This is a genomic window from Amycolatopsis sp. NPDC114478, from assembly GCF_055633805.1.
Window position 1 is genome coordinate 388,142 of the sequence record NZ_JBVKDO010000004.1, and the last position, 23,591, is coordinate 411,732.

Genomic DNA, 23,591 nt, shown 5'->3' on the forward strand with positions numbered 1-23,591 from the left:
ATAACTCCGCAACACCGCATATCGGCAAGCGGACTTACCGGATCCGACTGGGGGATTCATGATCGCTTTTCACACTGTCCGTGACCGTTCGGCCACGAAAACGCCACTGCCCGCCTGGCGCCGGAGATGACCGCCCCTTTCCCGGGGCCTGCCCAAAGTGGACTGACCGTAGTCATCCCGTGCTTCAACGAAGTCGACAACATCGGACCGTCCTATCGGGAAATAACCAACGAACTCGGCCACCATTCACTGGAATTGTTCTTCGTCGACGACGGGAGCGTCGACGGGACGCTGGAGGAGATCCGCAAGCTCGCGGCGGCCGACCCGCGCGTGCGGTATCTGTCCTTTTCGCGGAACTTCGGTTTCGAGGCCGCTTTCTCGGCCGGCTACCGCTACGCGTCGCAGCCGTGGATCCTGCACGTCGACGCCGACCAGCAGTTCCCCGCGGCCGAGGCGGAGAAGCTGATCGCGGCCGCCGAACAGGGCAACGACGCCGTCTTCGGCGTCCGCACCAACCGCCAGGACCCGCTGCCGCGGCGCTGGGGCACCGCGGCCTTCCACTTCCTCGGCCGTCGGGTGCTGCGCATCGAGATCCCGCCGGGCGCCACGGCGTTCCGGCTGGTCCGCGCGGAGCTGGCCCGCAAGATCGTGGACCTGCGGCTCGGCACGCCGTACTTCCTGGCCACCGTGCCCCGCCTGACCAGCCGCTACACCTGCGTCCAGGTCGCCCACCGGGCGCGGGAGCGCGGTGAGTCCAAAGTGGGCTTCGGGTTCCTGACTTCGCACGCCATCGAGCTCTTCGTCGGGTTCACCCGGCGGCTGACGACGGCGGCGTCCGCGACGGCCCTGCTGGCCGCGGGGATCGCGGTGCTCGCCGGTGGCGCGGCGGCCTTCGGCCTGCTCGGCGCCGGGGTCACGGCCACGCTGCTGTTCGCGCTGCTCGCGGTGCTGCTGCTGGTGGCGTCGCTGACCGTGCGCTACCTCGTCGTGGTCGGCGCCGGGCAGCCGCGGCCGCGGCAGTTCTACGTCCGGGAGGCGAACGTCGTCGTCGACGCCGAGGACCGGCTCTTCACCCCGGCGGACCCCGCGGGTCCCCGGCTCATCGATGTGCACCTGGGGAAAGGCGTTTCAGCGTGACGAGTTCGAAGAAGGACCCCGCGAGAACCCTGGTGGTCCTGGGGGGCGCGGACGGTTCGGTCAGCACCTACGAGCGGGCGCGGGAGCTGGGGTTCCGCACGATCTGCGTCGACGTCCGGCCCGGCGCGCCGGCGGTGGCCTACGCCGACGAGTTCCTGCAGGTCAGCGTCCGGGCGCCGGAGCAGATCGCGGCGGCGCTGGAGGGCCGCCGCGACCTCGCCGGCGTGCTGTGCCCGGCCAGCGACGTCGGCCTGCCCGCCTTGGCGTGGCTCACCCGGCACTGGGGCATGCCGGACCCGCTGCCCGAGTACGCGGTCCGCGCGTCGACGGACAAGTCCGTCTTCCGCGCTCTGTGCGACCACCTGGGACTGCCGAGCTACCGCAGCGTCGACGGCCGCCCGGGTCCGGAGCTCGTGCACGCCGCCCAGCAGCTGCGGTTCCCCGCGCTCGTCAAACCGGTCGACTCCTCGGGCAGCCGCGGGGTCGTCTCGTGCGCCGGGCCCGGCTTGCTGACCAAGGCGTTCACCGAGTCGCTCGCGTTCTCGCCGTCCGGCCGGCTGGTGGTGGAGGAACACCTCGACGGCTCGCACTTCACCATCGAGGCGCTGGCCGTCGAGGGCCGGATCGTCTTCCACGCCGTCACCGAACGCGTGCTCACGCCGCCGCCGTTCTTCGTGACGTCGTCGCACCTGCTGCCCGGCGAGCTCCCGGCCGACGTCGAACTCGGCCTGATCGAGGCCCTCGACCTGATCTGCACCGAGCTCGGCTACCGGACCGGACCGCTGACGCTGGACGCCGTCCTGGGCCGGGACGGGCGGCTGTACCTGGTCGAAATGGGTGCCCGGATGGGCGGCAACGGGCTCGCCGAGGCGATCGCGCACTGCCACGGCGCCGACCTGATCGGCGCCGGGATCGCTGCCGCCACCGGTGAGGAGGTGCGGCTGGACCTGCACGAGCCGAAGCCGACGCTGGTGCACATCCTCGCGTCCGACCGCGGCGGCCACCTGTCCCGAGTGGACGGTGCCGACGACGTCCGCGCGATGCCGGGCCTGGTCGGGCTGCACCTGTTCGCCGACGAGGGTTCATTCGTCCGGCCCTACGAACAGGCCGGGCACAAGCTCGGGTACGTCGTGCTCACCGCCGGCTCGGTGCCGGAGCTGCTCTCGCGCGAAAACGCCGTCCGCGGCACGCTGAAGTTCCTGCTGCACGACCAGGACATGGCGGTACCCCTGCCGTGACCGCGCCGTCTGCCGCCCCGCCGGTCGCGGCCCCGCCGCGGCCGGCGGTGGTGCTGCGGCTGCTCGCCGGCCGCGGCGCCTTCCGGCTGGCGGTCCAGCTGATGGGGCTGGTGCTGATCACCGCGTGGGGCGCCCGCGACTACGGCCGGTTCGCGAACGCGCTGGGCCTGATGACCTGGCTGAACTTCGTGCCGGCCGCCGCGGAGAAGTCCGCGTTGAAGAGCCTGCCGCGGCTGCGCCGGACCCGGGACGCCGTCGCGGCGCTCGCGGTCCGGATCGCCGCGGTGCCGGTGCTGGCGGTACTGGCCGCGACGGCCGTCGCGCTGGTGGTGGCCCCGCGCTCGGCTGCCGCGCTGTACCTGACCGCGGCGGCCTGGTCGATCTCCGGCGGGCTGCTGATGACCGTGTCCGGTCTGCACCGGCTGCGCGAGAAGTCCACTTTGGACGCTCTGGCGTTCACCGCGGGCGCGGTCGTCGTCGGTGCCGTCACGTGCGTGACGTGGGCGCTCCGGTGGTCCCCCGAGACGCACTTGGCGTTGCTGCTCGGCGGGATCCTCGTGATCCTCGGTGCTTCGGTGGCCCTGCTGCCGAAGCCGTGGCTGAGCGGTGGCGGGGTGCCGGGGCACCGGCTGCTGCCCGCGTTCGGCCGCAGCACCGTGCTGCTCGGGCTGACCGAACTGCTCGACGTCATCTCGACCTCAGTCGTGTTCGCGGTGCTCGCGCTGTCCGGCCGGACCACCGACAGCGGCCCGTTCTACTTGGCGCTGCTGGCGTCGAGCGCGGTCTGCTCGCTGCTGTACTACCAGCTCAAGCTGCACCAGCCGGCGGTGTCGCGGCGGATGCGCGGCACCGGCGCGGCGGCCGGCCGGGCCCGGGCCGTGGGCCTGCTGGCGCTGGTCGAACGCGCGGGCATCGCGGTCGTCGTGCTGCTGGCCGCGGGCCTCGCCATCCCCGGGACCCGCGGCCTGCTCACCGCCGAAGACGCCTACGTCGTCCTCGGGCTGCTCGTCCTCGCCGAGACCGCGTTGTACGCGATCGGGCTGTACGCGTGCTTCCTCATCGAAAACACCAACAGCAAGGTGCTGACGCTGACGTCCGGCACCGCCGTCCTCTCGCTGGCCGCCACCGCCGTCGCCGCGGCGCTGCTCGTCCCCGCCCTCGGGCCGGTCGGCGGGTTCGCCGCGCTGGTCCTCGCCCTCGCCGTGAAGGCCGCCGTCTTGCGACGCCTGGTCCGCCGCCGCTGAAACTCCGGGAGAAAGTCATGTACGTACTGGGCATCAGCCGGGTCCACGACTCGGCCGCGGCACTCGTCCGCGACGGCGAGATCATCGCCTTCGCCGAGGAGGAACGCTTCACCCGCGTCAAGCACGACGGCGGTTTCCCCGCCGAAGCCATCAAGTTCTGCCTGGAACGCGGCGGGATCACGCTCGCCGACGTCGACCACGTCGCCTACTACTGGCAGCGCTGGAAGGAAGGCATCCACGCGGCCAAGGTGTTCGCGCGCTACTTCCCCGGCACGCTCGACGTCTTCCGCAACGCCAACGGCGACGAGGGCGGCAAGTCGGCGGGCATGGTCGACACCTTCCGGACCGGCGGCGGCCAGGGCCACGACGACTACCACGTCGGCGGCGCGGTCCTCGCGCACATCAAGCGGTCCTACACGCTCGCGAACGACGTCAAGGAGGCCGTCGGCTGGACCGGGCCGACGAAGTTCAAGACCCACCTCGTCGACCACCACCGCGCGCACGCGGCCAGCGGCTACTTCATCTCGCCGTGGGACGAGTCGGCCGTCCTGACCTTCGACGGCATCGGCAGCGACGGCACGGCGACCTACCTCGCGCACGGCCGCGGGAACAAGATCGTCGACCTGCGCCGGATCAAGTTCCCGCACTCCCTCGGCGCGATGTACGCCGGCGTCACGGGTTACCTGGGCTTCTACCCGACCCGCGACGAAGGCAAGATCATGGGTCTCGCGCCGCTGGGCGAGGACACCTACGTCGACGCGTTCAAGCAGCTCATCCACCTCGACGACGACGGCGGCTTCGAACTCGACCTGTCCTGGTTCGGCCACCACCGCACCGGCAAGCACGTGATGTCGAAGAAGTTCACCGACGCCTTCGGTCCCGCGCGGCCGAAAACCCGCGTCACGGCTGCGAATCCCGTTCCCCAGCACTATTGCGACATCGCGTACGCCCTGCAGGTGACGCTCGAAGAAGCCGGCCTGCACCTGGCGCGGTGGCTCCAGCGCGAGACGGGCTCGAAGCGGCTGTGCGTCGCCGGCGGGGTCGCGTTGAACAGCGTCATGAACGGCCGGATCCTGCTGGAGACGCCGTTCGAGGACTTCTTCGCGCAGCCCGCGGCGGCCGACGACGGCTGCGCACTCGGCGCGGCCCTCGACGTCTCGGTCGCGAAGTACGGCAAGCCGCGCCCCCGCGACGGCTACACCTACACCGGCCCCGACTACACCGAAGCCGAGATGGAGCTGGCGCTGCAGGACGCGGGCGTCGAGTACGAGCGCGTCGGCGACATCGCGGCGCACACCGCCGCCAAGATCGCCGAAGGCAAGATCGTCGGCTGGGTGCAGGGCCGGATGGAGTGCGGACCGCGGGCGCTGGGCAACCGGTCGCTCGTCGCGGACCCGCGCGACCCGGAGTCCAAGACGCGGATGAACGAGAAGGTGAAGCACCGCGAGGCGTTCCGGCCGTTCGCGCCGTCGTGCCTGGAAGAGCGGGCGGGCGAGTACTTCGTCAGCGACTACCCTTCCCCGGTGATGCTGCTGGTGTTCGACGTCCTCCCGGACAAGCGGGCCGAGGTCCCGGCGATCACGCACGTCGACGGCACCGCGCGCGTGCAGACCGTCAGCCGGGCGGACAACCCGCTGTACTACCGGATGATCAGCGAGTTCGAGAAGCTGACCGGCGTGCCGATGGTCGTCAACACCTCGTTCAACGACAACAACGAGCCGATCGTGGCGAGCCCGGCCGACGCGATCGCGTGCTACCTCAAGACCGACGTCGACGCGCTGGCGCTGGGCCCGTTCTGGGTGGAGAAGGAACTGTGACGGTTTTGGAGTCGCCCGGCCTGGTCGCCGCGCTGTACCGGCGGCGGCAGTGGCTGTGGCTGGTGGCCGCCGTCCCGGCGGTGGTCACGGCGTTGCTGATCATGGTGGTGCTGCCGCCGGACCAGACCCTGGACAACGTCGGCGACTGGGCGTTCAAGCTGTGCCCGTTCGTCTTCGCGGTACTAACGGTTTCGCTGTTCCCGCGCGGCCGCTTCGGCCCGGCCCTGATCGTGTTCGCGGTGTTCGCCTACATGTCCTATTTGGACACCGAGCTGGTCATGCGGGTCCAGGCGTTCGCGCGCTCGGCCGACCAGGACTTCCAGCCGGTGTACCAGTTCGAGCTGTTCGTGACGACGTTCATCGTGCTGTTCGCGCTGCTGGCCTACCGCCTAGGCGGCGGGCGGACGGCGAACGTGCTCAAGGTCGGGATCGCGTCGATCCTGGTGGTCATCTCGGGCGTGAACGACCTGACGTTCTGGGCGCTCAACGACGTCTGGGCGGCGGGCACGAAGCCGACCGAACTGAAGTGGGCGTCGCACATGATCGTGTTCCTCGGCGGGCCGCCGAGCGTGCCGGCCGCGGTCGCGTTCATGGCCGTGCACCTGGCGCTGGCCGCGATCGTGGTCGCGTTGCCGGTGGGGCGGTGGGTCTCGGTCAGAGTCCGCGGTTCACTGCCTGCAGCTTCGTGACAGCGGCCGCGTCGCCTTCGAACTCGAGGTGCACGGCGTCGCGGCCGAACACGAACAGCAGCAGGTCGACGGGCTCGCCGACGACGGTGACCGGGTCGGGCCCGGTCTTGACGGCGGCCTCCCGGCCGTCTTTCGTCCGGAGCGTGACGCCGACGGGCGCCTTGCGGAGGTTGAGCTTGGCGGCCTGTTTCGCCGACTTCCAGGCGGCGGCGTCCCGGGTGGCGTCGGCGGGCCGCGGTTCCCACCCGGGCTGCGCGCGCCGGACGTCCTCGTGGTGGACGAGGAACTCGGCGGTGTTGGTCAGCTCGTCGAGCGGGCCGATGGCGGTGGGCCAGAACTTCGACGGACCCTGCCTGACCTGCGTGACGAGCGTGGCCCAGGGTTTGCCGGCGTAGCGGTCCTGGACCTTCTGCGTGTACCCGGCGAGCGCGGGCACGACGATCCCGGGCGCGGCGTCGGGCCGGTGCTCGCGCACGACGAGGTGCGCGGCGAGGTCCCGGGTGGTCCACCCCTCGCACAGGGTGGGCGCGTCGGGCCCGAGTTGGTCGAGGAGGGAGCTCAAGGCCTGGCGTTCGTCAGCAGCGACACCCATGTGGCCGACGTTACTCGCCGGTACCCACTTCTGGCGACGGGAAGAGACCACCGGCACGTGTCGTTGATCCTCTACGTGAGCCGACTCTTCAGCCCGATCACCGTCCGCGGCCTGACCCTGCCGAACCGCGCCTGGGTGTCGCCGATGTGCCAGTACTCCGCCACCGACGGCGTCCCGGGCGACTGGCACCTCGTGCACCTCGGCCAGTTCGCCACCGGCGGCGCGGGGCTCGTCATGACCGAAGCCACCGCCGTCGTGCCGGAAGGCCGGATCAGTCCCCAGGACACCGGCATCTGGAACGAGACCCAGGCCGAAGCCTGGCGCCGGATCGTCGACTTCGTGCATGGCCAGGGCACCGCCATCGGCATGCAGCTGGGTCACGCCGGCCGCAAGGGCTCCACGCACCGGCCGTGGGAAGGCACCGGCAGCGTCCCGCCCGAAGAGGGCGGCTGGGAGAGCGTCGGCCCGTCCGCGACGGCGTTCGGCCAGTACGCCACCCCGCGCGCGCTGACCACGGACGAAGTGAGCGCGCTGCCGGAAGCGTTCGCGGAGGCCGCCCGGACGGCCGTCGGGGTCGGGTTCGACGTGCTCGAACTGCACTTCGCGCACGGCTACCTCGTCCACCAGTTCCTGTCCCCGCTGTCGAACACCCGCACCGACCGGTACGGCGGCGACTTCGAAGGCCGCACCCGGCTCGCGCTGGAGATCGCCGACGCCGTGCGCGCGACGACGAACGTCCCCTTGTTCGCCCGGCTGAGCGCCACGGACTGGACCGACGGCGGCTGGACCCTCGACGACTCCGTCCGGCTCGCGAAGCTGCTGGCCGAGCGCGGGATCGACCTGGTCGACACGTCGACCGGCGGCAACACCCCGAACCCGGACATCCCCGTCGGGCCCGGCTACCAGGTGCCGTTCGCCGAGCGGATCCGCGCCGAAGCCGGCCTCCCGACCGGCGCGGTCGGCATGATCACCGACCCGCACCAGGCCGAGAAGATCGTCGAGGACGACCAGGCCGACGTCGTGTTCCTGGCCCGCGCGCTGCTGCGTGACCCGCACTGGCCGCTGCGCGCGGCGAACGCGCTAGGCGCGGACGTGCCCTGGCCCGACCAATACGCCCGCGCCAAGTCCTGGCACTAGTGGTGGAAGGCGGTCGCTTTCGAGGTGTCCTTCGGGTGACCGCCTTCCTTCGCCAGCTCCGGCAGCAGCCGCTTGATGTCGGCCAGCAGGAGGTCCGCCAGGTCGTTCGTGAAGCCGTTGCGGACGACGATCCGCAGCACCGCCAGGTCCGTCCGGTGCTCCGGGAACGTGTACGCAGGCACCAGCCAGCCCCGCTCCCGCAGCCGGCGTGACACGTCGAAGACGTCGAAGCCCGCGTCCGCGCGGGTCGTGAACGCGAACACCGGGAGCTGCTCCCCGCGGGTCAGCAGCTCGAAGGGCCCGAGCTCCGCGATCCCGGACGACAGGTGCATGGCGACGTCGCGCGAAGCCTGCTGCACCGCCCGGAACCCTTCGCGGCCGAGCCGCACGAACGTGTAGTACTGGGCCGCGACCTCGGCGCCCGGGCGCGAGAAGTTCAACGCGAACGTCGGCATTTCGCCGCCGAGGTAGTTGACGTTGAACACCAGCTCCGACGGCAGCGCGGCCTGGTCGCGCCACACCACCCAGCCCACGCCCGGGTACACGAGCCCGTACTTGTGGCCCGACGTGTTGATCGACGCCACCCGTGGCAGCCGGAAGTCCCACTCCAGGTCCGGGTCGAGGAACGGCGCGATCATCGCGCCCGAAGCGCCGTCGACGTGCACCGGGATGTCCCAGCCGGTCCGCTCCTGCAGGGCGTCCAAGGCCGCGGTGATCTCCGCGACCGGCTCGTAGCTGCCGTCGAACGTCGAGCCGAGGATCGCCACCACGCCGATCGTGTTCTCGTCGCATTGCGCGACGGCTTCGTCGGCCGTGAGGTGGTACCGGTCGCCGTCCATCGGCACCAGCCGCGGCTCGACCTCCCAATACTCGCAGAACTTCTCCCAGCACACCTGGACGTTCACGCCCATCACCAGGTTCGGCTTGCCGGTGCGCCCGAGCTTGGACCAGCGCCGCTTCAGCGCCATCCCGCCGAGCATGCATGCCTCCGACGACCCGGTCGTCGAACAGCCCATGATGTCCGTCGGGTCGGGGGCGTGCCACAGGTCGGCGAGGATGTTCACGCAGCGGCGCTCCAGCTCGGCCGTCTGCGGGTACTCGTCCTTGTCGATCATGTTCTTGTCGACGCACTCGGCCATCAGCTCGCGCGCCTGCGGCTCCATCCACGTCGTGACGAACGTGGCGAGGTTGAGCCGCGCGTTGCCGTCGAGCATCAGCTCGTCGCGCACCAGCTGCAGCGCGGCGTCCGGCGGGAGCGGGTCGTCGCGCAGCTTGTCGTGCGGCATGACCAACCCCGCCGCCAGCGCCGGGTTCGCCCCGGCGTACAGCGGGTTCGTGCCACCGGTGCGGTCCGGGCGGTCGGTTTTCCCCTGATGCAAGACCATGCCACCGAACGTACTGAGCCTGGCAACGCGAAAGGGGCCGCTCCGTCCGGAACGACCCCTTTGACGGGAAAATCAAGCCTGCTGGGCCTGCCACATCCAGTGCGCCTCTTCGAGCGCGCGGGTGATCTCGATCAGCAGGTCCTGCGTCACGAGGTCGCTCTTGTCGGTCTCGTCGATGCGCTGGCGCAGCCGCTCGATGAGCGCGGCGAGGATGTCGACGATCGCGGCGACCGTGGACTCCACTGACTGCCAGTTGTCGGGGTACTCGGGCACGCCCGAGCTCTCGACGACGGTCTTGGCCTTGCCGTTCGGCGAGATGCCGATGGCGTTGGCGCGCTCGGCGACCTCGTCGACGTACTGGCGCGCGGTGTTGACCAGCTCGTCGAGCTGCAGGTGCGCGCTGCGGAAGTTGGCGCCGACGACGTTCCAGTGCGCCTGCTTCGCGATGAGGGACAGGTCGACCAGGTCGACCAGCGTCGCCTGGAGGGCGTTGCCGGTGATCTCCTTGTCGGCTTCGGAAAGCGGGCTCTTGATCGGAGACTTGCTCATCTGGCGGTCATCCTTTCCTCGGACTCGTGCGGCTCGGGTGGGTTCGAAGGGGTCAGACGGTGGCGGAGAGCGCGACCTCGATGTTGCCGCGGGTCGCGTTGGAGTACGGGCACACCTGGTGGGCCTGCTCGACCAGCTGGTCGGCCTGCGCCTGCTCGAGACCCGGCAGGGAGACGTTCAGCGCGACGCCGAGGCCGAACCCGACCTCCTGCTTGAGCACGCTGACCTCCGCGGTCACGGTCGAGCCGTTCAGCGGGACCTTGGCCTGGCGCGCGACCAGCTGCAACGCGCTGTGGAAGCAGGCCGAGTAACCGGCGGCGAAGAGCTGCTCGGGGTTGGTCTTGTCGCCGCCCGGGCCGCCCATCTCCTTGGGGATGGCCAGGGATTCGTCGATGACGCCGTCGGAAGAGGTCACCTCGCCGTTGCGGCCGTCGCCGCGCGCCGTTGCCACCGCCGTGTAAATCGCCTGACCCATGCTCAGCCTGCCTTCGTTTCGCGGACACTCCACAGCGAGCGTCTCATCGGGCACAACATCCCGCACCCGCGGAACAGTGCCCCCACATGGCAGGCATCACGCGGATCGTTTACCCGGCGCCCACCGGGTAAAACGTCATGCGGCGCGCGTCACCGCGAATTCGGCGACCTGCCGCCCGATCAGGCGAAGGGTGCGGACGCTCTTCTCGTCCGACGCGCCACCGCCTTCGTCGAACTTGGTCTCGGCCGAGTTGATCGAACCCCCCAGCGGGGTGGCCCAGCCGCGCAGCGCGTGCGTGATCGTGCGCAGCTGCTCGAGCGTGGTGACCGCGGCCTGCCAGCCGTAGGCGACGGCGGCCAGCCCGACGGCGCGGCCGTCGAGGTAGGGACGGCGGTCGTCACGCAGGTCTTCGACGTAGTCCAAGGCGTTCTTGACCAGGCCGGACAGCGCGCCGTGGTAGCCCGGCGACACGACGATGAGCCCGTCGGCCTGCCGCACGGCTTCGATGAGGGTGGCGGCGCGCTCGTCACGGTCCGGCTCGCCGGCGTCGTAGAACGGCAGCACCAGATCCGGCCCGCTGAGCATGCGGGTCCGGACGCCGACTTCCGCCGCGCCCTCGAGCGCGATCCGCAGCGCGCGTTCGGACTGGGAGCCCTCCCGCAGAGAGCCGCCGATCCCGAGCACGTTGAGCGTCCTGGCTGAAGTCACGTCTTTCAGGCTAACCCCTCCACTTAAGTGGATATCCAGAGTTTGGGACCGAGGGCCGCGTCACAGCTGGACCTGTTACCTACTGACGAGTAACGTCCGGGGCGGCATCGACGTTCAGGAGGCAACGATGGCGATCCCGCTCCCGGTCCGCGCCCAGGCCGCGGCGTCCCAGCTGGCGTTCTGGCTGCCCACGCCGGTGCGGCGGGCGATCGCGGGGCGCCCGGTGCGCATCGACGGCCAGGACCTCGCGCTCGACGCCCAGCTGCTGCTCCGGCTGCAGAAGCTGTCCGGCGCCGAGCTCGTGCAGGGGTCGGTGGAGCAGTCGCGCGCCCTGCTCGACGTCGGGCGGCACCTGGTCAGCGGCAAGCCGATCGAGCCGGTTTCGGTGCGCGAGATCGCCGTGCCGACGCCGGACGGCGACCTGCCCGCGACGCTCTACACGCCGGTCGGGCTGCCCGAGAAGTCGCCGCTGCTGGTGTTCTTCCACGGCGGCGGCTGGGTGATCGGGACGCGCGCGAGCCACGACAACGCCGTCCGGTTCCTGGCCAAGCACGCCGGGGTGCGGGTGCTGTCGATCGAGTACCGGCTGGCGCCGGAGTTCCCGTTCCCGTCGGCGACGGAAGACGCTCTGGCGGCGTTCGAGTACGCGGTGGCGAAGGCGAGCGACCTCGGCGCGGACCCGGCGCGGATCGCCGTCGGCGGCGACAGCGCGGGCGGCAACCTCGCGGCGGTCACGGCCCAGCAGGCGGTGCGGCGCGGTGGGCCGGCGCCGGCGTTCCAGCTGCTGATCTACCCGGCGACGGACTTCGCGCGGCGGTACCGCTCGCAGGACCTGTTCGCCGAGGACCTGTTCCTGACGGACGTGCACATGAAGTGGTTCGAGGGCCACTACGTGCCTTCGGGCACGGACTTGACCGACCCGCGGCTGTCCCCGCTGCACGCGGACGACCTGAGCGGCCTGCCGCCGGCCCTGGTCGTCACGGCGGGGTTCGACCCCCTTCGCGACGAAGGTGAGGCGTACGCGGAGAAGCTGCGCGAAGCGAGTGTCGAGGTGGCGGTGCGCCGGCACGACGACCTGATCCACGGGTTCATCAACTTCACCGGGGTGGGCACCCGGTTCCGCGAGGCACTGGCCGAGACGGCGGGCGCCCTGCGGCAGGGTCTGTCCAAACGGGACTGAGCCGGGTCATGACGTTGCCGGGACTTTGCGGCGGCCCTGGCAGGAACGAACCCGGAGCCCGGCGCGGAGGAATGTCCGCGGCCGGGCTCCGGGCCCCCCTGTTTTTCGGTGGCTACGAGCCGGGAACCGGCAGTGGCGGCACCGGCAGCGGCGGCACCGGCAGGCCGCCGAGGAGCCCGCCCAGGATGCCAGTGACCGCGCCGAGCAGGGCCTTCACCAGGTCGCTGACGATCTTCAGCGGTCCCGGCAGGTCCGGCAGCGAGGGGATCGGCAACGGCAGCGGCGGCAGCTGGCGCGCCTTGGCCGTGGGGTCGGCGAGGAGCCGGGTGCTCTCGTCCGCACGTCCCTTGGCCAGACCGGCGAGCTGCTCGGTGTCGGTCTGGACGGTGTAGCGCTTGCCAGCCGCGATGTCCCCGAGCACGGGGCTGAGCTGACCGAGATCGCCGCGCGTGGCACCGACGTTGCCCGCGTAGGCCACCTTGGTCAGGTCGTCACGCATCTGGAGCACCTGTGCGGCGAGGGCCTGGGTGCTGGAGGAACCCTTGCCCCCGTCCGGGCTCGCCGGGCTCGCCGAAGCGATCCCCGCCATACCGACCGCCAGCAGACTGCTCGCGGCTACGAGGGCGACGGATCGCCCGAACTTGCCTTTCATTCCTACCTCCTGGCGTCGAAGCCTGACGGGGTAAATCGATACCCCCCGTATCGGAGATAGGCCAGGCGATCACCGGTTGGGGACGTTTTCTAACCCTTACGTGCCGGATGCACGAGAGGCGAACTGCCCCGCAATTGATTAACGTCGAAACCTTGCCCATCCCCCTGAAGATCATCATGATCGATTCTTACCGTCACTGCTGGTAGTGGATGTCCACTGTGGAGCAGATGGGTCACTCACGCGGGTGTAAACGGTGATCATTTAGCTTCATCACTCCGTCGGACCGCGTGTCGCGACTGCTCCAGAAGGGTCGTCCCCCACGCTCGCACCGCCACCCACACGGTGTTCCCCGAGGTGGGCGCGGGAATGCGAAATCAATTCCGAAATCGGGCGCGGGGAAGGGTGGGGAAACCGCGGGGAGAGGGTCGGTGCGCGGTGGAGAGCTGCGGCTGGAGACACGGATGGCCGATCGGGTCGGACGGGCTTCCACCGGCCCATTCGCCTCGCACCGGCCAGCCGCACGAGCCCAGCCGGGTCGCGCGCACGTCCGCCGCAGCTAGGCAACCCCGCCCACACAAGCGCCGCCCCGGGCCGCCGCCGGGCCGCAGTGCCACCTGCCGCGGGCAGGCGCCCCTCACCGGCCAGCAGGCCGCCGACCGCGCGCACCCGCCACGAGCAGGCGCCTCCCTCCTACCTGCACCGAGCCGCTCGCGCCCCGCAGCGCCCCCTACAGCGGCAACCCCGCCTCCAAGTGCGCCACGGCTCGGTCCACCACCACCAGCGGGTCCACCTCCGGGTCACCCGCCGCGCCGACGAATGCCGCCAGCACCACCCCGGCCACCGCCCCCGCCCAGTTGCGCACCTCGAAGTCGTCCGCCGCTCGGCCGGTTCGCTGGGCCGCCAGCCCCGCCAGCAGCTCGATGCCCTCGGCGAACTTGTCCATCACCGCCGTGCGCAGCTCCGGCTCGCGGAACACCAGCTGCTGCCGCTGGCGCTCCTGCTCCCACGCCTCGCCGGACAGGTGCTCGCGGAGCACGTCCATCGTCGCGCGCAACGCGCCGATCGGGCTCAGCTCGGCCGGCTGGGCCAGGGCCGCCGCGATCAGCAACGGGTCGAACGGGTCGTACAGGACCGTCTCTTCCTTCGTCGGGAAGTAGCGGAAGAACGTGCTGGGCGAGATCTCCGCCGCCGCCGCGATCTGGTCGACCGTGGTCGCGCTGTAGCCCTGCTCGTGGAACAGCCGCAACGCGTGCCGCTGGATCGCGGCGCGCGTCTTGGCCTTCTTGCGTTCCCGCAGCCCCGAGGGCTCAGCTGGCGACGACGTCATGTTCCGATTCTCGCGGCCGCGCCTCCGGGGCCGTCCGCCCGGGCAGGAACAGCAGCGCGAGCAGCGCGCCGGCGACGCCGAGCCCGGCGCACACCCACAGCGTCGCCGCCATGCCGTCGGTGAACGCCACCCGCGCGGAGTCGGCCAGCGACGGCAGGTGCAGCTTCACCGCGACGGCCACCGCGCTCGACGCGCTGCCGCGCACCGCGTCCGCCACCGGCGCCGGCAAGCCACCGGTGGCCACGCCGTCGCGGTAGACGCCGTTGAGCACCGTGCCCAGCACCGCCACCCCGATCGTGCCGCCGACCTGGCGCAACACCTGGATCAGCGCCGACCCCGCCCCCGAACGGCCCTCGGTGAGCGCACCCATCGCCATCGACATCAGCGGCGGCAGCGTGCACCCCGTGCCCAAGCCGATGACGACCTCCCAGGCCACCGTCACGCCGTAGCTGTCCGACGGCGATGTCGTCGAACCCCACGCCAGCCCGGCCGCGAGCAGCGCGAACCCCGCCGTGACGACCACCCGCACGCCCACCGCGGCGACCAGCCGTTCGGCGATCTTGGCCGACACCAGCATCCCGCCGATCAGCGGCAGCAGCCGCACGCCGGTCTGCAGCGCGTCGGCCCCCTGCACCGCCTGGAACAGCTGGGGCAGCACGAACAGCAGGCCCATCAGCGCGAACGACGCCATCGTCGCGAGCACCGCACCCCAGACGAACCGCGGCTCGCGGAACAGCGCCAGGTCGGTGAGGGGCGCGGCCGTCCGCGTCTGCGTCCAGCCGAACACCGCCAGCACGGCGGCGCCGAGCGCGATCAGGCCGTACGTCACCGGGTCGGCCCAGCCGTGCTCGCCCGCGTGGACGAACCCGTAGGTCAACGCGACCAGCCCGGCCGCCGAGAGCACGATGCCCGGGAGGTCGATCGCGCCGCGGCCGGAGCCCCGCGTGAGCGGCACCAGGAAGAGCACCGCGGCCAGGCCGATCACGGTCAGCGGGACGTTGATCAGGAACACCGAACCCCACGCGTAGTGGTCGAGCAGCCAGCCGCCGAGCAACGGCCCGAGCGGGATGCCGGCGAACGTCGCCATGACCCACGTCGTCAGCGCCTTCGCCCGCTCCTCCGGCGGGAACAGGGTGTTCAACAGCGAAAGCGACAGCGGGATGAGGAACGCGGCACCGGCGCCGAGCACGACGCGGGCGGCGATCAGCTGGCCGGGCGTGCTCGCGTAGGCGCAGGCCAGCGACGCCAGCCCGAACAGCGCGAGCGCGCCGAGCAGCAGTTTCTTCGGGCCGAACCGGTCGCCGAGCAGGCCCGCGGGCAGCAGCAAGGCGGCCAGCGCGAGCGTGTACGCGTTGCCGAACCACTGCAGCTGCGTGGTCGTGGCGCCGAGGTCGACGGCGAGCGTCGGCACGGCGACGTTCAGCACCGTCAGGTCGAGGCCGACGGTCAGCAGGCTCACCGCGAGCGCTCCGAGCGCCCACCACCTGCGTGGCTGGAGTTGAGTCATAGCTACCCCCACTTGATAGTGACTACCAAATGAGAGTAACCCTCAGAATCTCCGAGCACCAGCGGGAAATAACTTGCACGCGCGTACCACCTTGGGTTCTCATCGAGACGTGCCGTTCCAGCCGTACCGCCGGGTCCTGTCCGTTCCCCGAGTCCCGTCGACGATGGCTCTGATGTTCCTGGCGCGGTTGCCGATGACCATGAACGGCGTGCTCATGACGCTGTACATCGTCACCGGCCTGGGCCGCGGCTACGGCGCCGCCGGGCTGGTCGGCGCGGGTATCACCCTCGGGATGGCCCTCGGCGCGCCGCTGCTGGGCCGCTGCTTCGACCGCTACGGCCTGCGCCCGATCGTCGCCGTCTGCGGGATCGGCACGACGGTGTTCTGGTTCGCCGCGCCGCACCTGCCCTACGCGGCGCTCGCCGCGGTCGCGGTCCCGGCCGGGATGCTCTCGGTGCCGGCGGGCTCGCTGGCGCGGCAGGTCCTGGCCGCGCTCGTCCCGGTCGAGGAGCGCCGCGCGGCGTACTCGCTCGACACGATCTCGATCGAAGCGACGTTCATGATCGGCCCGGCGATCGGCATCGCGGCGATCACCACGCTCTCACCGACGTTCACGCTCAGCGCGCTCGGCGTCCTGTTCGGCGGTACGGCGTTCCTGATCTGGTTGATCAATCCGCCGATCCGCGAGTCGGTCGAGCCCGGTGCGTCGACGACCCGGCCGCCGCTGCGGAGCTGGCTGACCGGCCGGCTCGTGGCGACGCTGCTGATCGCCGCCGGCACGCTGTTCGTGCTCGTCGGCACCGAGCTGGCGACGCTCGCGGCGCTGCGCGCGAGCGGCGACATCGGCGTGACCGGGCTGGTGATCGCGGTGATGTGCGTGGCGTCGATGGCCGGCGGCGTCGTGCACGGCGCGGTGAAGAAGTCGTTGCCGCAGGGGCTGCTGATGCTCCTGCTCGCGCTGCTCGTGGTGCCGGTCGGGCTCGCGGACCAGCCGTGGTGGCTGCTGATGCTGGTGCTGATCCCGACGAACCTGGTCTGCGCGCCGACGCTCGCGGCGACCACCGAGACGGTCAGCCGGATCGCGCCGCCGCAGGTGCGCGGCGAGGCGATGGGGCTGCAGGACGCGTCGACGCGGCTCGGGCTGGCGCTGGGCAGCCCGGTAGTCGGCTTCGCGATCGACCACTCGAGCCCGGCGTGGGGCTTCGCCGCGGCCGGGCTCGGCGGCCTGGTGATCGCGGCGGGCGGCCTGCTCCACCGGCGAACGCCGGAACCGGCCGCGGAGCCGGTCCCGGCGCTGGCCGAAAGCTAGCGGGTCATGACGTCGACGACAGTTCGCCCTGGTTCTCCGCGGCCCACTCGGCGAGGTGAGCCAGCGGCCCCGTGGCGAAGGACGCCCCCAGCGGGGTGAGTTCGTAGACGGCGGCGTCGCGACCCGTCCGCGCGACCAGTCCACGCGAGGCCAGGCGCCGGAGGGACTCGGTCAGCACCTTGTCGCTGACTCCGGCGATGCGATCCAGGAGAACGGTGCGCCGGGTGGGCCCCATGCGCAGAGCGGAGACGACGACCGGGTCCCACGTGTGGCTGATGAGCTCGACCGCGGCTCGTACGTGGCAGTCCGAGATGAAGGTCTCACAGCCCTGTTCGTTCACCCGTCCAGCCTGCCACCCGCGCTCCTACCGATTGGTGGGAGACAGTCTCTTAGCGTCGTCGTGAGACCTCACGAGACGAAGGAGACCAGGGTGAAGATCGGACTGTTGGGGACCGGGAACCTCGCGGTGGCACTGGGGAGCGCGTGGGCGGGCGCCGGGCACTCGATCGCGGTCACCGGCCGTCGCCCCGACCGGGCCAAGGCCGCCGCGGACCGGATCGGTGTCGCCGCGACACCGCTCGACCCCGGCGAGCTCGCCGGCCAGGCCGAGGCCGTCGTGGTGGCGATCGCCTGGGACGGGCTGGAAGAAGCACTGAAGCTCGTCGGCGGCGCGGATGGGCTGCTGTCGGGGAAGACCGTCATCGACTGCACCAACGCCGTGGACTACGCGACCGGGCGCCTGCTCCCGGAGACCGGCTCGGCCGCCGAACTGGTCGCCGAAGTCGCGGTCGGTGCCCGCGTGGTCAAGGCACTGCACCTGTTCGCCGGCGCGTCCTGGCCGTTCACCGGCGATCCGGCCGCGTCGCCGGTGGTCGCGCTCTGCGGCGACGACACCGACGCCCTGAGCCGGACCGCCGCGCTGATCCGTGACCTCGGCGCGCGGCCCGCGGTGCTGGGCGGGCTCACCGCGGCCCGGCAGGCCGAGGAAGCCGCCGGCTTCGTGATGCGGATGGTCGCTGCCGGCGCGAACCCGCGCTTCGCGGTTCCGGACGTGACGGCTTAGCCGCAGGCCGCGCGGAGGGCGTCGAGCTTCTTGACGTTGCGCTGCACCCACTGGGCGACGACGCCGGCGTCTTCGATGCGCTCCTTCTGCACCTCGACGTAGGACCCGGCCATGCCGAGCAGCGCGTTCCTGACGTCCTGGTCCTGGACGTCCGAGGCGAGCTCCCGCAGCCGCTTCTCCTTGTCGGCGGCGCGGGCCTTGAGCTTGTCCGGGTCGACCAGCGGGTTCAGGTCCGCCAGCCCGAGCGCCTCGGTGCAGACGCTCACCTTGTCGACGGTCTTGGAGCCCTGGTCGACCGCGTTGCTGACCTCGTCGCACCCGCTCAGCAGCAGTGCGGCCCCGGCCAGCAACGCGGCCGTCGTTCCACCCCTCGTCATGGCGCCAAGGTACCGCTCAGCCCTTGACGCAGACCACCTGCTTGAGGTGCGCCACGACCTCGACCAGGTCCGTCTGGGCCTGGATCACCGTTTCGATGTCCTTGTACGCGGCCGGGATCTCGTCGACGACGCCCGAGTCCTTGCGGCACTCGACGCCCGCCGTCTGCGCCGCGAGGTCGTCGGCCGTGAACAGCTTCTTGGCCTTGGTGCGCGACATCCGGCGGCCGGCGCCGTGCGACGCCGACTGGAAGGACGACTCGTTCCCGAGCCCGCGGACGATGTACGAACCGGTCCCCATGCTGCCCGGGATGATCCCGAGGTCACCCGATCCGGCGCGGATCGCGCCCTTCCGGGTGACGAGCAGCTCGACGCCGTCGTAGGTCTCCTCGGCGACGTAGTTGTGGTGGCACGAGATCGCGTCGTCGAAGGTCGTCTGCGGGACGACGTCCTTCAGCGCCTGCTTCACGAGCGCGACCATCGTGGCGCGGTTGCGCGCCGCGTAGTCCTGTGCCCAGAACAGGTCGCGCCGGTACGCCGCCATTTCCGGCGTGCCCGCGACGAACACGGCGAGGTCCCGGTCCGGCAGGTCGGCGTTGTGCGGCAGCTTCCGCGCGACGGCCATGTGCCGCTCCGCGAGCTCCTTGCCGATGTTGCGCGAACCCGAGTGCAGCATCAGCCAGACGCGGCCCTCGTCGGCGCCACCCTGCTCGAGGCAGACCTCGATGAAGTGGTTCCCGCCGCCGAGGCTCCCGATCTGACGCGCGGCCCGGTCGTGCAGCTCCTGGACGCCCTCGTGCAGCTGGCCGAAGCCCTTCCAGAAGGCGTCCCAGCCGCCGACGCCGTGCACCTTCGCGGGGTTCACGGGCGTCTTGTGCAGCCCGAAGCCCACGGGCACGGCGCTTTCGATCCGGCGGCGCAGCTTCCCGAGGTCGTCGGGCAGATCGGCGGCGGTGAGCGACGTGCGGACGGCGCTCATCCCGCACCCGATGTCGACCCCGACGGCGGCGGGCGAAACGGCGTCGCGCATGGCGATGACGCTGCCGACGGTGGCGCCCTTGCCGTAGTGCACATCGGGCATCACGGCGACGCCGTGCACCCACGGCAGGTTCGCGACGTTCTGCAGCTGCCGCATGGCCTGCTCTTCGACGGACGCGGGATCCGCCCACATCCGAATCGGAACGCGCGCGCCGTCGACGGCGGTGTACATGGTTTCCTCCCCTGGACTTGCTTGCGGTGCCCAGGATCTCCCGGGCACCGCGAAACGGCCAAGCGAGTTTTCAGCTGTCCACTGTGTACTAGTGCTGCTCGGCGATCAGCTCCGCGATCTGCACGGCGTTGAGCGCCGCACCCTTGCGGAGGTTGTCGTTCGAGATGAACAGTGCCAGCCCGCGGCCGCCCTCGATGCCCTGGTCGACGCGGATGCGGCCGACGTAGCTCGGATCGTTGCCCGCCGCCTGCAGCGGGGTCGGGACCTCAGACAGCTCGACACCCGGGGCGTGCGCCAGCAGCTCCGTCGCGCGCTCGACCGTCAGCGCCCGCTCGAATTCGGCGTTCACCGAGATCGAGTGGCCCGAGAACACCGGCACGCGCACGCACGTGCACGACACGCCCAGGCCCGGGATGCTGAGGATCTTGCGGCTCTCGTTGCGGAACTTCTTCTCTTCGTCCGTCTCGAACTCGCCGTCGTCCACAATGGACCCGGCCATCGGGAGGACGTTGAACGCGATCGGGCGGACGTACTTCTCCGGCTTCGGGAAGTCGATCGCCGCGCCGTCGTGGGTGAGCAGCGACGCGTGCTCGGCGGCCGCCTTGACCTGGCCCGCCAGCTCGTCGACGCCGGCCAGCCCGCTGCCGGACACCGCCTGGTACGTCGAGGCCACCAGCCGCACCAGCCCGGCCTCGTCGTGCAGCGGCTTCAGCACCGGCATCGCGGCCATGGTGGTGCAGTTGGGGTTCGCGATGATCCCCTTGCGCGCCTCCTTGATCGCCTGCGGGTTGACCTCGCTGACGACCAGCGGCACGTCCGGGTCCATCCGGAACGCCGAGGAGTTGTCGATCACCGTCGCGCCCGCCTCGGCGAACCGCGGCGCCTGCGCCTTGGACGTCGAGCCGCCCGCGGAGAACAGCGCGATGTCCAAACCGAACGGATCGGCCGTCGCCGCGTCCTCGACCGTGATTTCCGTGTCGCGCCAAGGCAGCTTCGAACCCGCCGAGCGCGCCGAAGCGAAGTACCGGAGCTCGGCGATCGGGAACTCCCGCTCCGCCAGCAGCTTGCGCATGACCGCGCCGACCTGGCCGGTCGCGCCGACCACCCCGACCCGCAGACCTTCCGCCATCAGCGACCACTCCCCGCGTAGACCACGGCTTCCTCGTCGCCACCGAGCTCGAACGCGTCGTGGATCGCGCGCACGGCGTCGTCGAGCTGGGCGTCCCGGATCAGCACCGAGATCCGGATTTCCGAGGTGTTGATGATTTCGATGTTGACGCCGGCGTTGGCCAGCGCTTCGCAGAACGTCGCCGTGACACCCGGGTGCGAGCGCATCCCGGCGCCGACCAGCGAGACCTTGCCGACGTGGTCGTCGTAGAGCACCGACTCGAAGCTGATCTCCGCCTTGACCTTCTCGAGCTCCTTGACCGCCTTGGCGCCGTTGGCCTTCGACAGTGTGAAGGTGATGTCCGTGCGGCCGGACACCGTGCTGGACACGTTCTGCAGCACCATGTCGATGTCGATCTCGGCGTCGGCGATCACGCGGAAGATCCGGGCCGCGGCACCGGCGTGGTCCGGCACCCCGGTGACCGTGATCTTGGCTTCGGAGCGGTCGTGCGCCACACCGGTGATCAGGGCTTGTTCCACGGGGATCTCCTCGATAGAACCGGTCACCGTCGTGCCCGGCTTGTCACTGTAGGAAGAGCGGACTCGGATCGGGACGCCGTAGCGGCGCGCGTACTCGACCGAACGCAGGTGCAGGATCTTCGACCCGCTCGCGGCGAGCTCGAGCATCTCCTCGTAGGGGATGACGTCGAGCTTCTTCGCGTCCGGCACAATCCGCGGGTCGGCGGAGTACACACCGTCCACATCGGAGTAGATCTCGCAGACGTCGGCGTTCAGCGCGGCGGCCAGCGCGACGGCGGTGGTGTCCGACCCGCCGCGGCCGAGCGTGGTGATGTCCTTGGTGTCCTGCGCGACGCCCTGGAAGCCCGCCACCAGCGCGATGTAGCCCTGCTCGAGCGCCTCGGTGACGCGGCTCGGGGTGACGTCGATGATGCGCGCGTTGCCGTGCACCGACGTCGTGACGACGCCGGCCTGCGAACCGGTGAACGACCAGGCCTCGGCGCCCTGGGCCGCGATGGCCATGGCGACGAGGGAGTTCGAGATGCGCTCACCCGCGGTGAGCAGCATGTCCATCTCCCGCTCCGGCGGCGCCGGGTTGACCTGCTGCGCCAGGTCGAGCAGTTCGTCGGTGGTGTCACCCATCGCCGAGCAGACCACGACGACGTCGTTGCCCGCCTTCTTCGTGGCGACGATCCGCTCCGCGACGCGCTTGATCCGGTCGGCACTTTCCAGCGACGATCCGCCGTACTTCTGGACCACGAGGGCCACGCCCGAACCTCCTCGCGGGCCGGGCGGCTCCCTGGTGGGCACCGGAGAGCCCCCGCGTCCCATGATTTGAAGTGGAGCCTACCGGGGGTTGGACGGCCCGCCACCCTCTTGACGTGCGGCGGACTCCGGGCGCGGGTCGTTGGGAAGTAAATCTTCCGTAACACCAACGAAATGCGCGGAGCCCTTCCTCCCGAGTGATGCAGCGCACGCCTGGGTACGTCCTCCCATGCCCCCACCACCACCCTCAACGGAGGCGCTTCGCGCCGCAGTACCGTCTTGATCGTGCGCAAACCAGCTGTGACGAGCGTCCCGATCGCTTCCCTGATGGCCGAGCGGTGGAGCCCGCGGGCGTTGGACGCGTCTGTTCCGGTGACCCAGGACCAGGTGCGGGCGCTGCTGGAGGCGGCCCGCTGGGCCCCGTCGTTCGGCAACACCCAGCCGGCCCGCTACCTGGTGGGCCTGCGCGGGACACCGTCGTTCGACGCGATCTTGTCGACGCTGAACTCGGGCAACCGGGCTTGGGCGCACCGGGCCGGGTTGCTGCTGATCGGCGTGATGGTGACGACGAACGAGAAGGGTTCGGTGCCGTACGCCGAGTACGGGCTGGGGCTGGCTTCGGAGAACCTCGTGCTGCAGGCCGTGGAGCTGGGGTTGGTGGCGCACCAGATGGCGGGGTTTTCGGCGGACGCGGTGCGGTCGGCGTTTTCGCTGCCTGCCGACGCCGTCCCGCTGGTCGCGATCGCGGTGGGGTTACCGGCTCCACCCGACGTCCTGGAGGAGGACTGGCGGGTCGAGCGGGAGAAGTCGGAACGGGTGCGGCTGCCGCTGGCGGAGTTCGCGTTCACCGACCAGTGGGGCACGGCCGCGTTCTAGCTCGGCAGGACGATCGCCCGGTCGCGCACCCGGTCCAGGGCCGCGTAGGGGACCACGGTGCCGACGTCGTCCACGGCGGCGAACCCACCGACTTCCGCCCTGATGTCGACGATGGCGGCGGCCGTTTCGGGGTCGAGCCCGCAAACCGACGCGATGACGGCCGCGGGCGCGTTGTTGAGGTCGACCAGGCCGCCATCGTCGTAGTTCCGCGGCAGGTCGGGCCGCCCGATCCGCAGGTCGCGAGCGATGAGCGGATCGGCGGCGACGAGCTTCCTGGCTTCGGCACGCCGTTCCCGCGCGGCGAGCGCGGCGGCGAGGGCCGGGTCGCCCTGTTCGACCGGCGCCAGGCCCAGGACCTGGCGGCGGAGCTTGACCTGCTGGACGCAGGCGACCGCGACCACGACGAGGCCCAGGATCGTGGCGATCGAGGTGAGCACGTCCCCGGTCGTGCCGACCGTCTTGCCTGCGGCGTCCTTCGGTGCCAGCGAGAGCAGCACACCCATGACCGCGGCGGCCGCACCGAACGCGGCGGCCCGCGCGTACAGCGACTTCCGCCCGAGGCGGACGGCGGCGTGCACGAACGGGACCCAGGCGAACAGCCCGACAGTGGCGATGGTGACGACGAAGTACCAGCGGCTGCCCACGCGGGCGACCGCGCTCGGCTTCGCCACGACAGGCTGTGAAACGGACATGGTCAGCACCCCTTCCGGCGTGCTGATGTCGCCCGGCGG

24 protein-coding genes are annotated in these 23,591 nt (G+C 70.9%); 10 read left to right on the forward strand and 14 right to left on the reverse strand.

All coding sequences use genetic code 11. The features are described from left to right. The first annotated feature begins 126 nt into the window (after nt 1-126). Genes ACZ7OH_RS14535 through ACZ7OH_RS14555 form a run of 5 tightly spaced genes read left to right on the forward strand, consistent with a single transcriptional unit; the run spans nt 127 to nt 6,125 of the window. A complete protein-coding gene (locus tag ACZ7OH_RS14535) occupies nt 127-1,137 on the forward strand; it encodes a glycosyltransferase family 2 protein (RefSeq protein WP_470281229.1) in 1,011 nt (336 codons plus the stop codon). Then, on the forward strand, nt 1,134-2,375 hold the full coding sequence (locus ACZ7OH_RS14540; RefSeq protein ID WP_470281230.1) for an ATP-grasp domain-containing protein: 1,242 nt from the start codon (nt 1,134-1,136) through the stop codon (nt 2,373-2,375). The genes ACZ7OH_RS14535 and ACZ7OH_RS14540 overlap by 4 nt, the downstream gene beginning before the upstream one ends. Beyond that, complete coding sequence (locus ACZ7OH_RS14545; RefSeq protein ID WP_470281231.1) at nt 2,372-3,619, forward strand: hypothetical protein; 1,248 nt, start codon at nt 2,372-2,374, stop codon at nt 3,617-3,619. Before ACZ7OH_RS14540 ends, ACZ7OH_RS14545 begins: the two co-directional genes overlap by 4 nt. A gap of 17 nt (nt 3,620-3,636) precedes the next feature. Further along, nucleotides 3,637-5,436, forward strand: coding sequence for a carbamoyltransferase family protein (locus tag ACZ7OH_RS14550; protein WP_470281232.1), 1,800 nt, complete (start codon nt 3,637-3,639; stop codon nt 5,434-5,436). Further along, nucleotides 5,433-6,125: a hypothetical protein gene (locus ACZ7OH_RS14555; protein WP_470281233.1), complete on the forward strand. Its 693-nt coding sequence runs from the start codon at nt 5,433-5,435 to the stop codon at nt 6,123-6,125. Before ACZ7OH_RS14550 ends, ACZ7OH_RS14555 begins: the two co-directional genes overlap by 4 nt. On the opposite strand, the gene ACZ7OH_RS14560 is transcribed toward ACZ7OH_RS14555, so the two are convergent. Continuing rightward, on the reverse strand, nt 6,091-6,717 hold the full coding sequence (locus ACZ7OH_RS14560; protein ID WP_470281234.1) for a TIGR03085 family metal-binding protein: 627 nt from the start codon (nt 6,715-6,717) through the stop codon (nt 6,091-6,093). The two genes, ACZ7OH_RS14555 and ACZ7OH_RS14560, sit on opposite strands and share 35 nt — an antisense overlap. A 75-nt stretch (nt 6,718-6,792) precedes the next feature. On the opposite strand from ACZ7OH_RS14560, the gene ACZ7OH_RS14565 reads away from it, so the two are divergent. Further along, nucleotides 6,793-7,854, forward strand: a complete 1,062-nt coding sequence (locus ACZ7OH_RS14565; protein ID WP_470281235.1) for an NADH:flavin oxidoreductase/NADH oxidase — start codon at nt 6,793-6,795, stop codon at nt 7,852-7,854. Here the strand turns inward: ACZ7OH_RS14565 and ACZ7OH_RS14570 are convergent. The 4 genes from ACZ7OH_RS14570 to ACZ7OH_RS14585 form a co-directional block, all read right to left on the reverse strand. Continuing rightward, a complete protein-coding gene (locus ACZ7OH_RS14570; protein ID WP_470281236.1) occupies nt 7,851-9,239 on the reverse strand; it encodes a glutamate decarboxylase in 1,389 nt (462 codons plus the stop codon). The genes ACZ7OH_RS14565 and ACZ7OH_RS14570 overlap by 4 nt on opposite strands. A gap of 72 nt (nt 9,240-9,311) precedes the next feature. Then, nucleotides 9,312-9,788: a Dps family protein gene (locus ACZ7OH_RS14575; protein ID WP_091319033.1), complete on the reverse strand. Its 477-nt coding sequence runs from the start codon at nt 9,786-9,788 to the stop codon at nt 9,312-9,314. 52 nt (nt 9,789-9,840) lie between these two features. Then, the gene (locus ACZ7OH_RS14580) at nt 9,841-10,263 is read right to left on the reverse strand and encodes an organic hydroperoxide resistance protein (RefSeq protein WP_285457651.1); all 423 of its coding nucleotides are present in this window, start codon (nt 10,261-10,263) and stop codon (nt 9,841-9,843) included. Nucleotides 10,264-10,398: 135 nt separating this feature from the next. Continuing rightward, nucleotides 10,399-10,947: an NADPH-dependent FMN reductase gene (locus ACZ7OH_RS14585; RefSeq protein WP_470281453.1), complete on the reverse strand. Its 549-nt coding sequence runs from the start codon at nt 10,945-10,947 to the stop codon at nt 10,399-10,401. Between the two features lie 151 nt (nt 10,948-11,098). Here ACZ7OH_RS14585 and ACZ7OH_RS14590 point away from each other — a divergent pair, with 151 nt between their 5' ends. Continuing rightward, nucleotides 11,099-12,151, forward strand: coding sequence for an alpha/beta hydrolase (locus ACZ7OH_RS14590; RefSeq protein ID WP_470281237.1), 1,053 nt, complete (start codon nt 11,099-11,101; stop codon nt 12,149-12,151). 112 nt (nt 12,152-12,263) lie between these two features. Here the strand turns inward: ACZ7OH_RS14590 and ACZ7OH_RS14595 are convergent, their stop codons facing one another. The 3 genes from ACZ7OH_RS14595 to ACZ7OH_RS14605 form a co-directional block, all read right to left on the reverse strand. After that, nucleotides 12,264-12,803 carry a hypothetical protein gene (locus ACZ7OH_RS14595; protein WP_470281238.1) on the reverse strand — a complete coding sequence of 180 codons (540 nt, stop codon included), beginning with the start codon at nt 12,801-12,803 and terminating at the stop codon, nt 12,264-12,266. A 727-nt stretch (nt 12,804-13,530) separates the two neighbouring features. Next, nucleotides 13,531-14,130 carry an acyl-CoA-like ligand-binding transcription factor gene (locus ACZ7OH_RS14600; protein ID WP_470281239.1) on the reverse strand — a complete coding sequence of 200 codons (600 nt, stop codon included), beginning with the start codon at nt 14,128-14,130 and terminating at the stop codon, nt 13,531-13,533. Continuing rightward, complete coding sequence (locus ACZ7OH_RS14605) at nt 14,111-15,589, reverse strand: DHA2 family efflux MFS transporter permease subunit (RefSeq protein ID WP_470281240.1); 1,479 nt, start codon at nt 15,587-15,589, stop codon at nt 14,111-14,113. Before ACZ7OH_RS14605 ends, ACZ7OH_RS14600 begins: the two co-directional genes overlap by 20 nt. A 220-nt stretch (nt 15,590-15,809) precedes the next feature. On the opposite strand from ACZ7OH_RS14605, the gene ACZ7OH_RS14610 reads away from it, so the two are divergent. Beyond that, nucleotides 15,810-16,946: an MFS transporter gene (locus ACZ7OH_RS14610; protein WP_470281454.1), complete on the forward strand. Its 1,137-nt coding sequence runs from the start codon at nt 15,810-15,812 to the stop codon at nt 16,944-16,946. Nucleotides 16,947-16,950: 4 nt separating this feature from the next. On the opposite strand, the gene ACZ7OH_RS14615 is transcribed toward ACZ7OH_RS14610, so the two are convergent. After that, on the reverse strand, nt 16,951-17,286 hold the full coding sequence (locus tag ACZ7OH_RS14615; RefSeq protein WP_470281241.1) for a winged helix-turn-helix transcriptional regulator: 336 nt from the start codon (nt 17,284-17,286) through the stop codon (nt 16,951-16,953). A 90-nt stretch (nt 17,287-17,376) separates the two neighbouring features. Between ACZ7OH_RS14615 and ACZ7OH_RS14620 the strand changes: the two genes are divergently transcribed. Then, a complete protein-coding gene (locus tag ACZ7OH_RS14620; protein WP_470281242.1) occupies nt 17,377-18,009 on the forward strand; it encodes an NADPH-dependent F420 reductase in 633 nt (210 codons plus the stop codon). Here the strand turns inward: ACZ7OH_RS14620 and ACZ7OH_RS14625 are convergent. The 4 genes from ACZ7OH_RS14625 to ACZ7OH_RS14640 form a co-directional block, all read right to left on the reverse strand. After that, nucleotides 18,006-18,386, reverse strand: coding sequence for a hypothetical protein (locus ACZ7OH_RS14625; protein ID WP_400896459.1), 381 nt, complete (start codon nt 18,384-18,386; stop codon nt 18,006-18,008). The two genes, ACZ7OH_RS14620 and ACZ7OH_RS14625, sit on opposite strands and share 4 nt — an antisense overlap. 16 nt (nt 18,387-18,402) lie before the next feature. Next, on the reverse strand, nt 18,403-19,593 hold the full coding sequence (locus ACZ7OH_RS14630; RefSeq protein ID WP_470281243.1) for an RtcB family protein: 1,191 nt from the start codon (nt 19,591-19,593) through the stop codon (nt 18,403-18,405). Between the two features lie 88 nt (nt 19,594-19,681). After that, complete coding sequence (locus ACZ7OH_RS14635) at nt 19,682-20,722, reverse strand: aspartate-semialdehyde dehydrogenase (protein ID WP_470281244.1); 1,041 nt, start codon at nt 20,720-20,722, stop codon at nt 19,682-19,684. Then, entirely contained in the window at nt 20,722-21,987 is a 1,266-nt protein-coding gene (locus ACZ7OH_RS14640; RefSeq protein ID WP_400896469.1) for an aspartate kinase, read from the reverse strand. The genes ACZ7OH_RS14635 and ACZ7OH_RS14640 overlap by 1 nt, the downstream gene beginning before the upstream one ends. Before the next feature lie 282 nt (nt 21,988-22,269). On the opposite strand from ACZ7OH_RS14640, the gene ACZ7OH_RS14645 reads away from it, so the two are divergent. After that, nucleotides 22,270-22,860, forward strand: coding sequence for a nitroreductase family protein (locus ACZ7OH_RS14645; protein WP_470281245.1), 591 nt, complete (start codon nt 22,270-22,272; stop codon nt 22,858-22,860). On the opposite strand, the gene ACZ7OH_RS14650 is transcribed toward ACZ7OH_RS14645, so the two are convergent. After that, nucleotides 22,857-23,552 carry a ComEA family DNA-binding protein gene (locus ACZ7OH_RS14650; protein WP_470281246.1) on the reverse strand — a complete coding sequence of 232 codons (696 nt, stop codon included), beginning with the start codon at nt 23,550-23,552 and terminating at the stop codon, nt 22,857-22,859. The genes ACZ7OH_RS14645 and ACZ7OH_RS14650 overlap by 4 nt on opposite strands. Between the last annotated feature and the right edge of the window lie 39 nt (nt 23,553-23,591).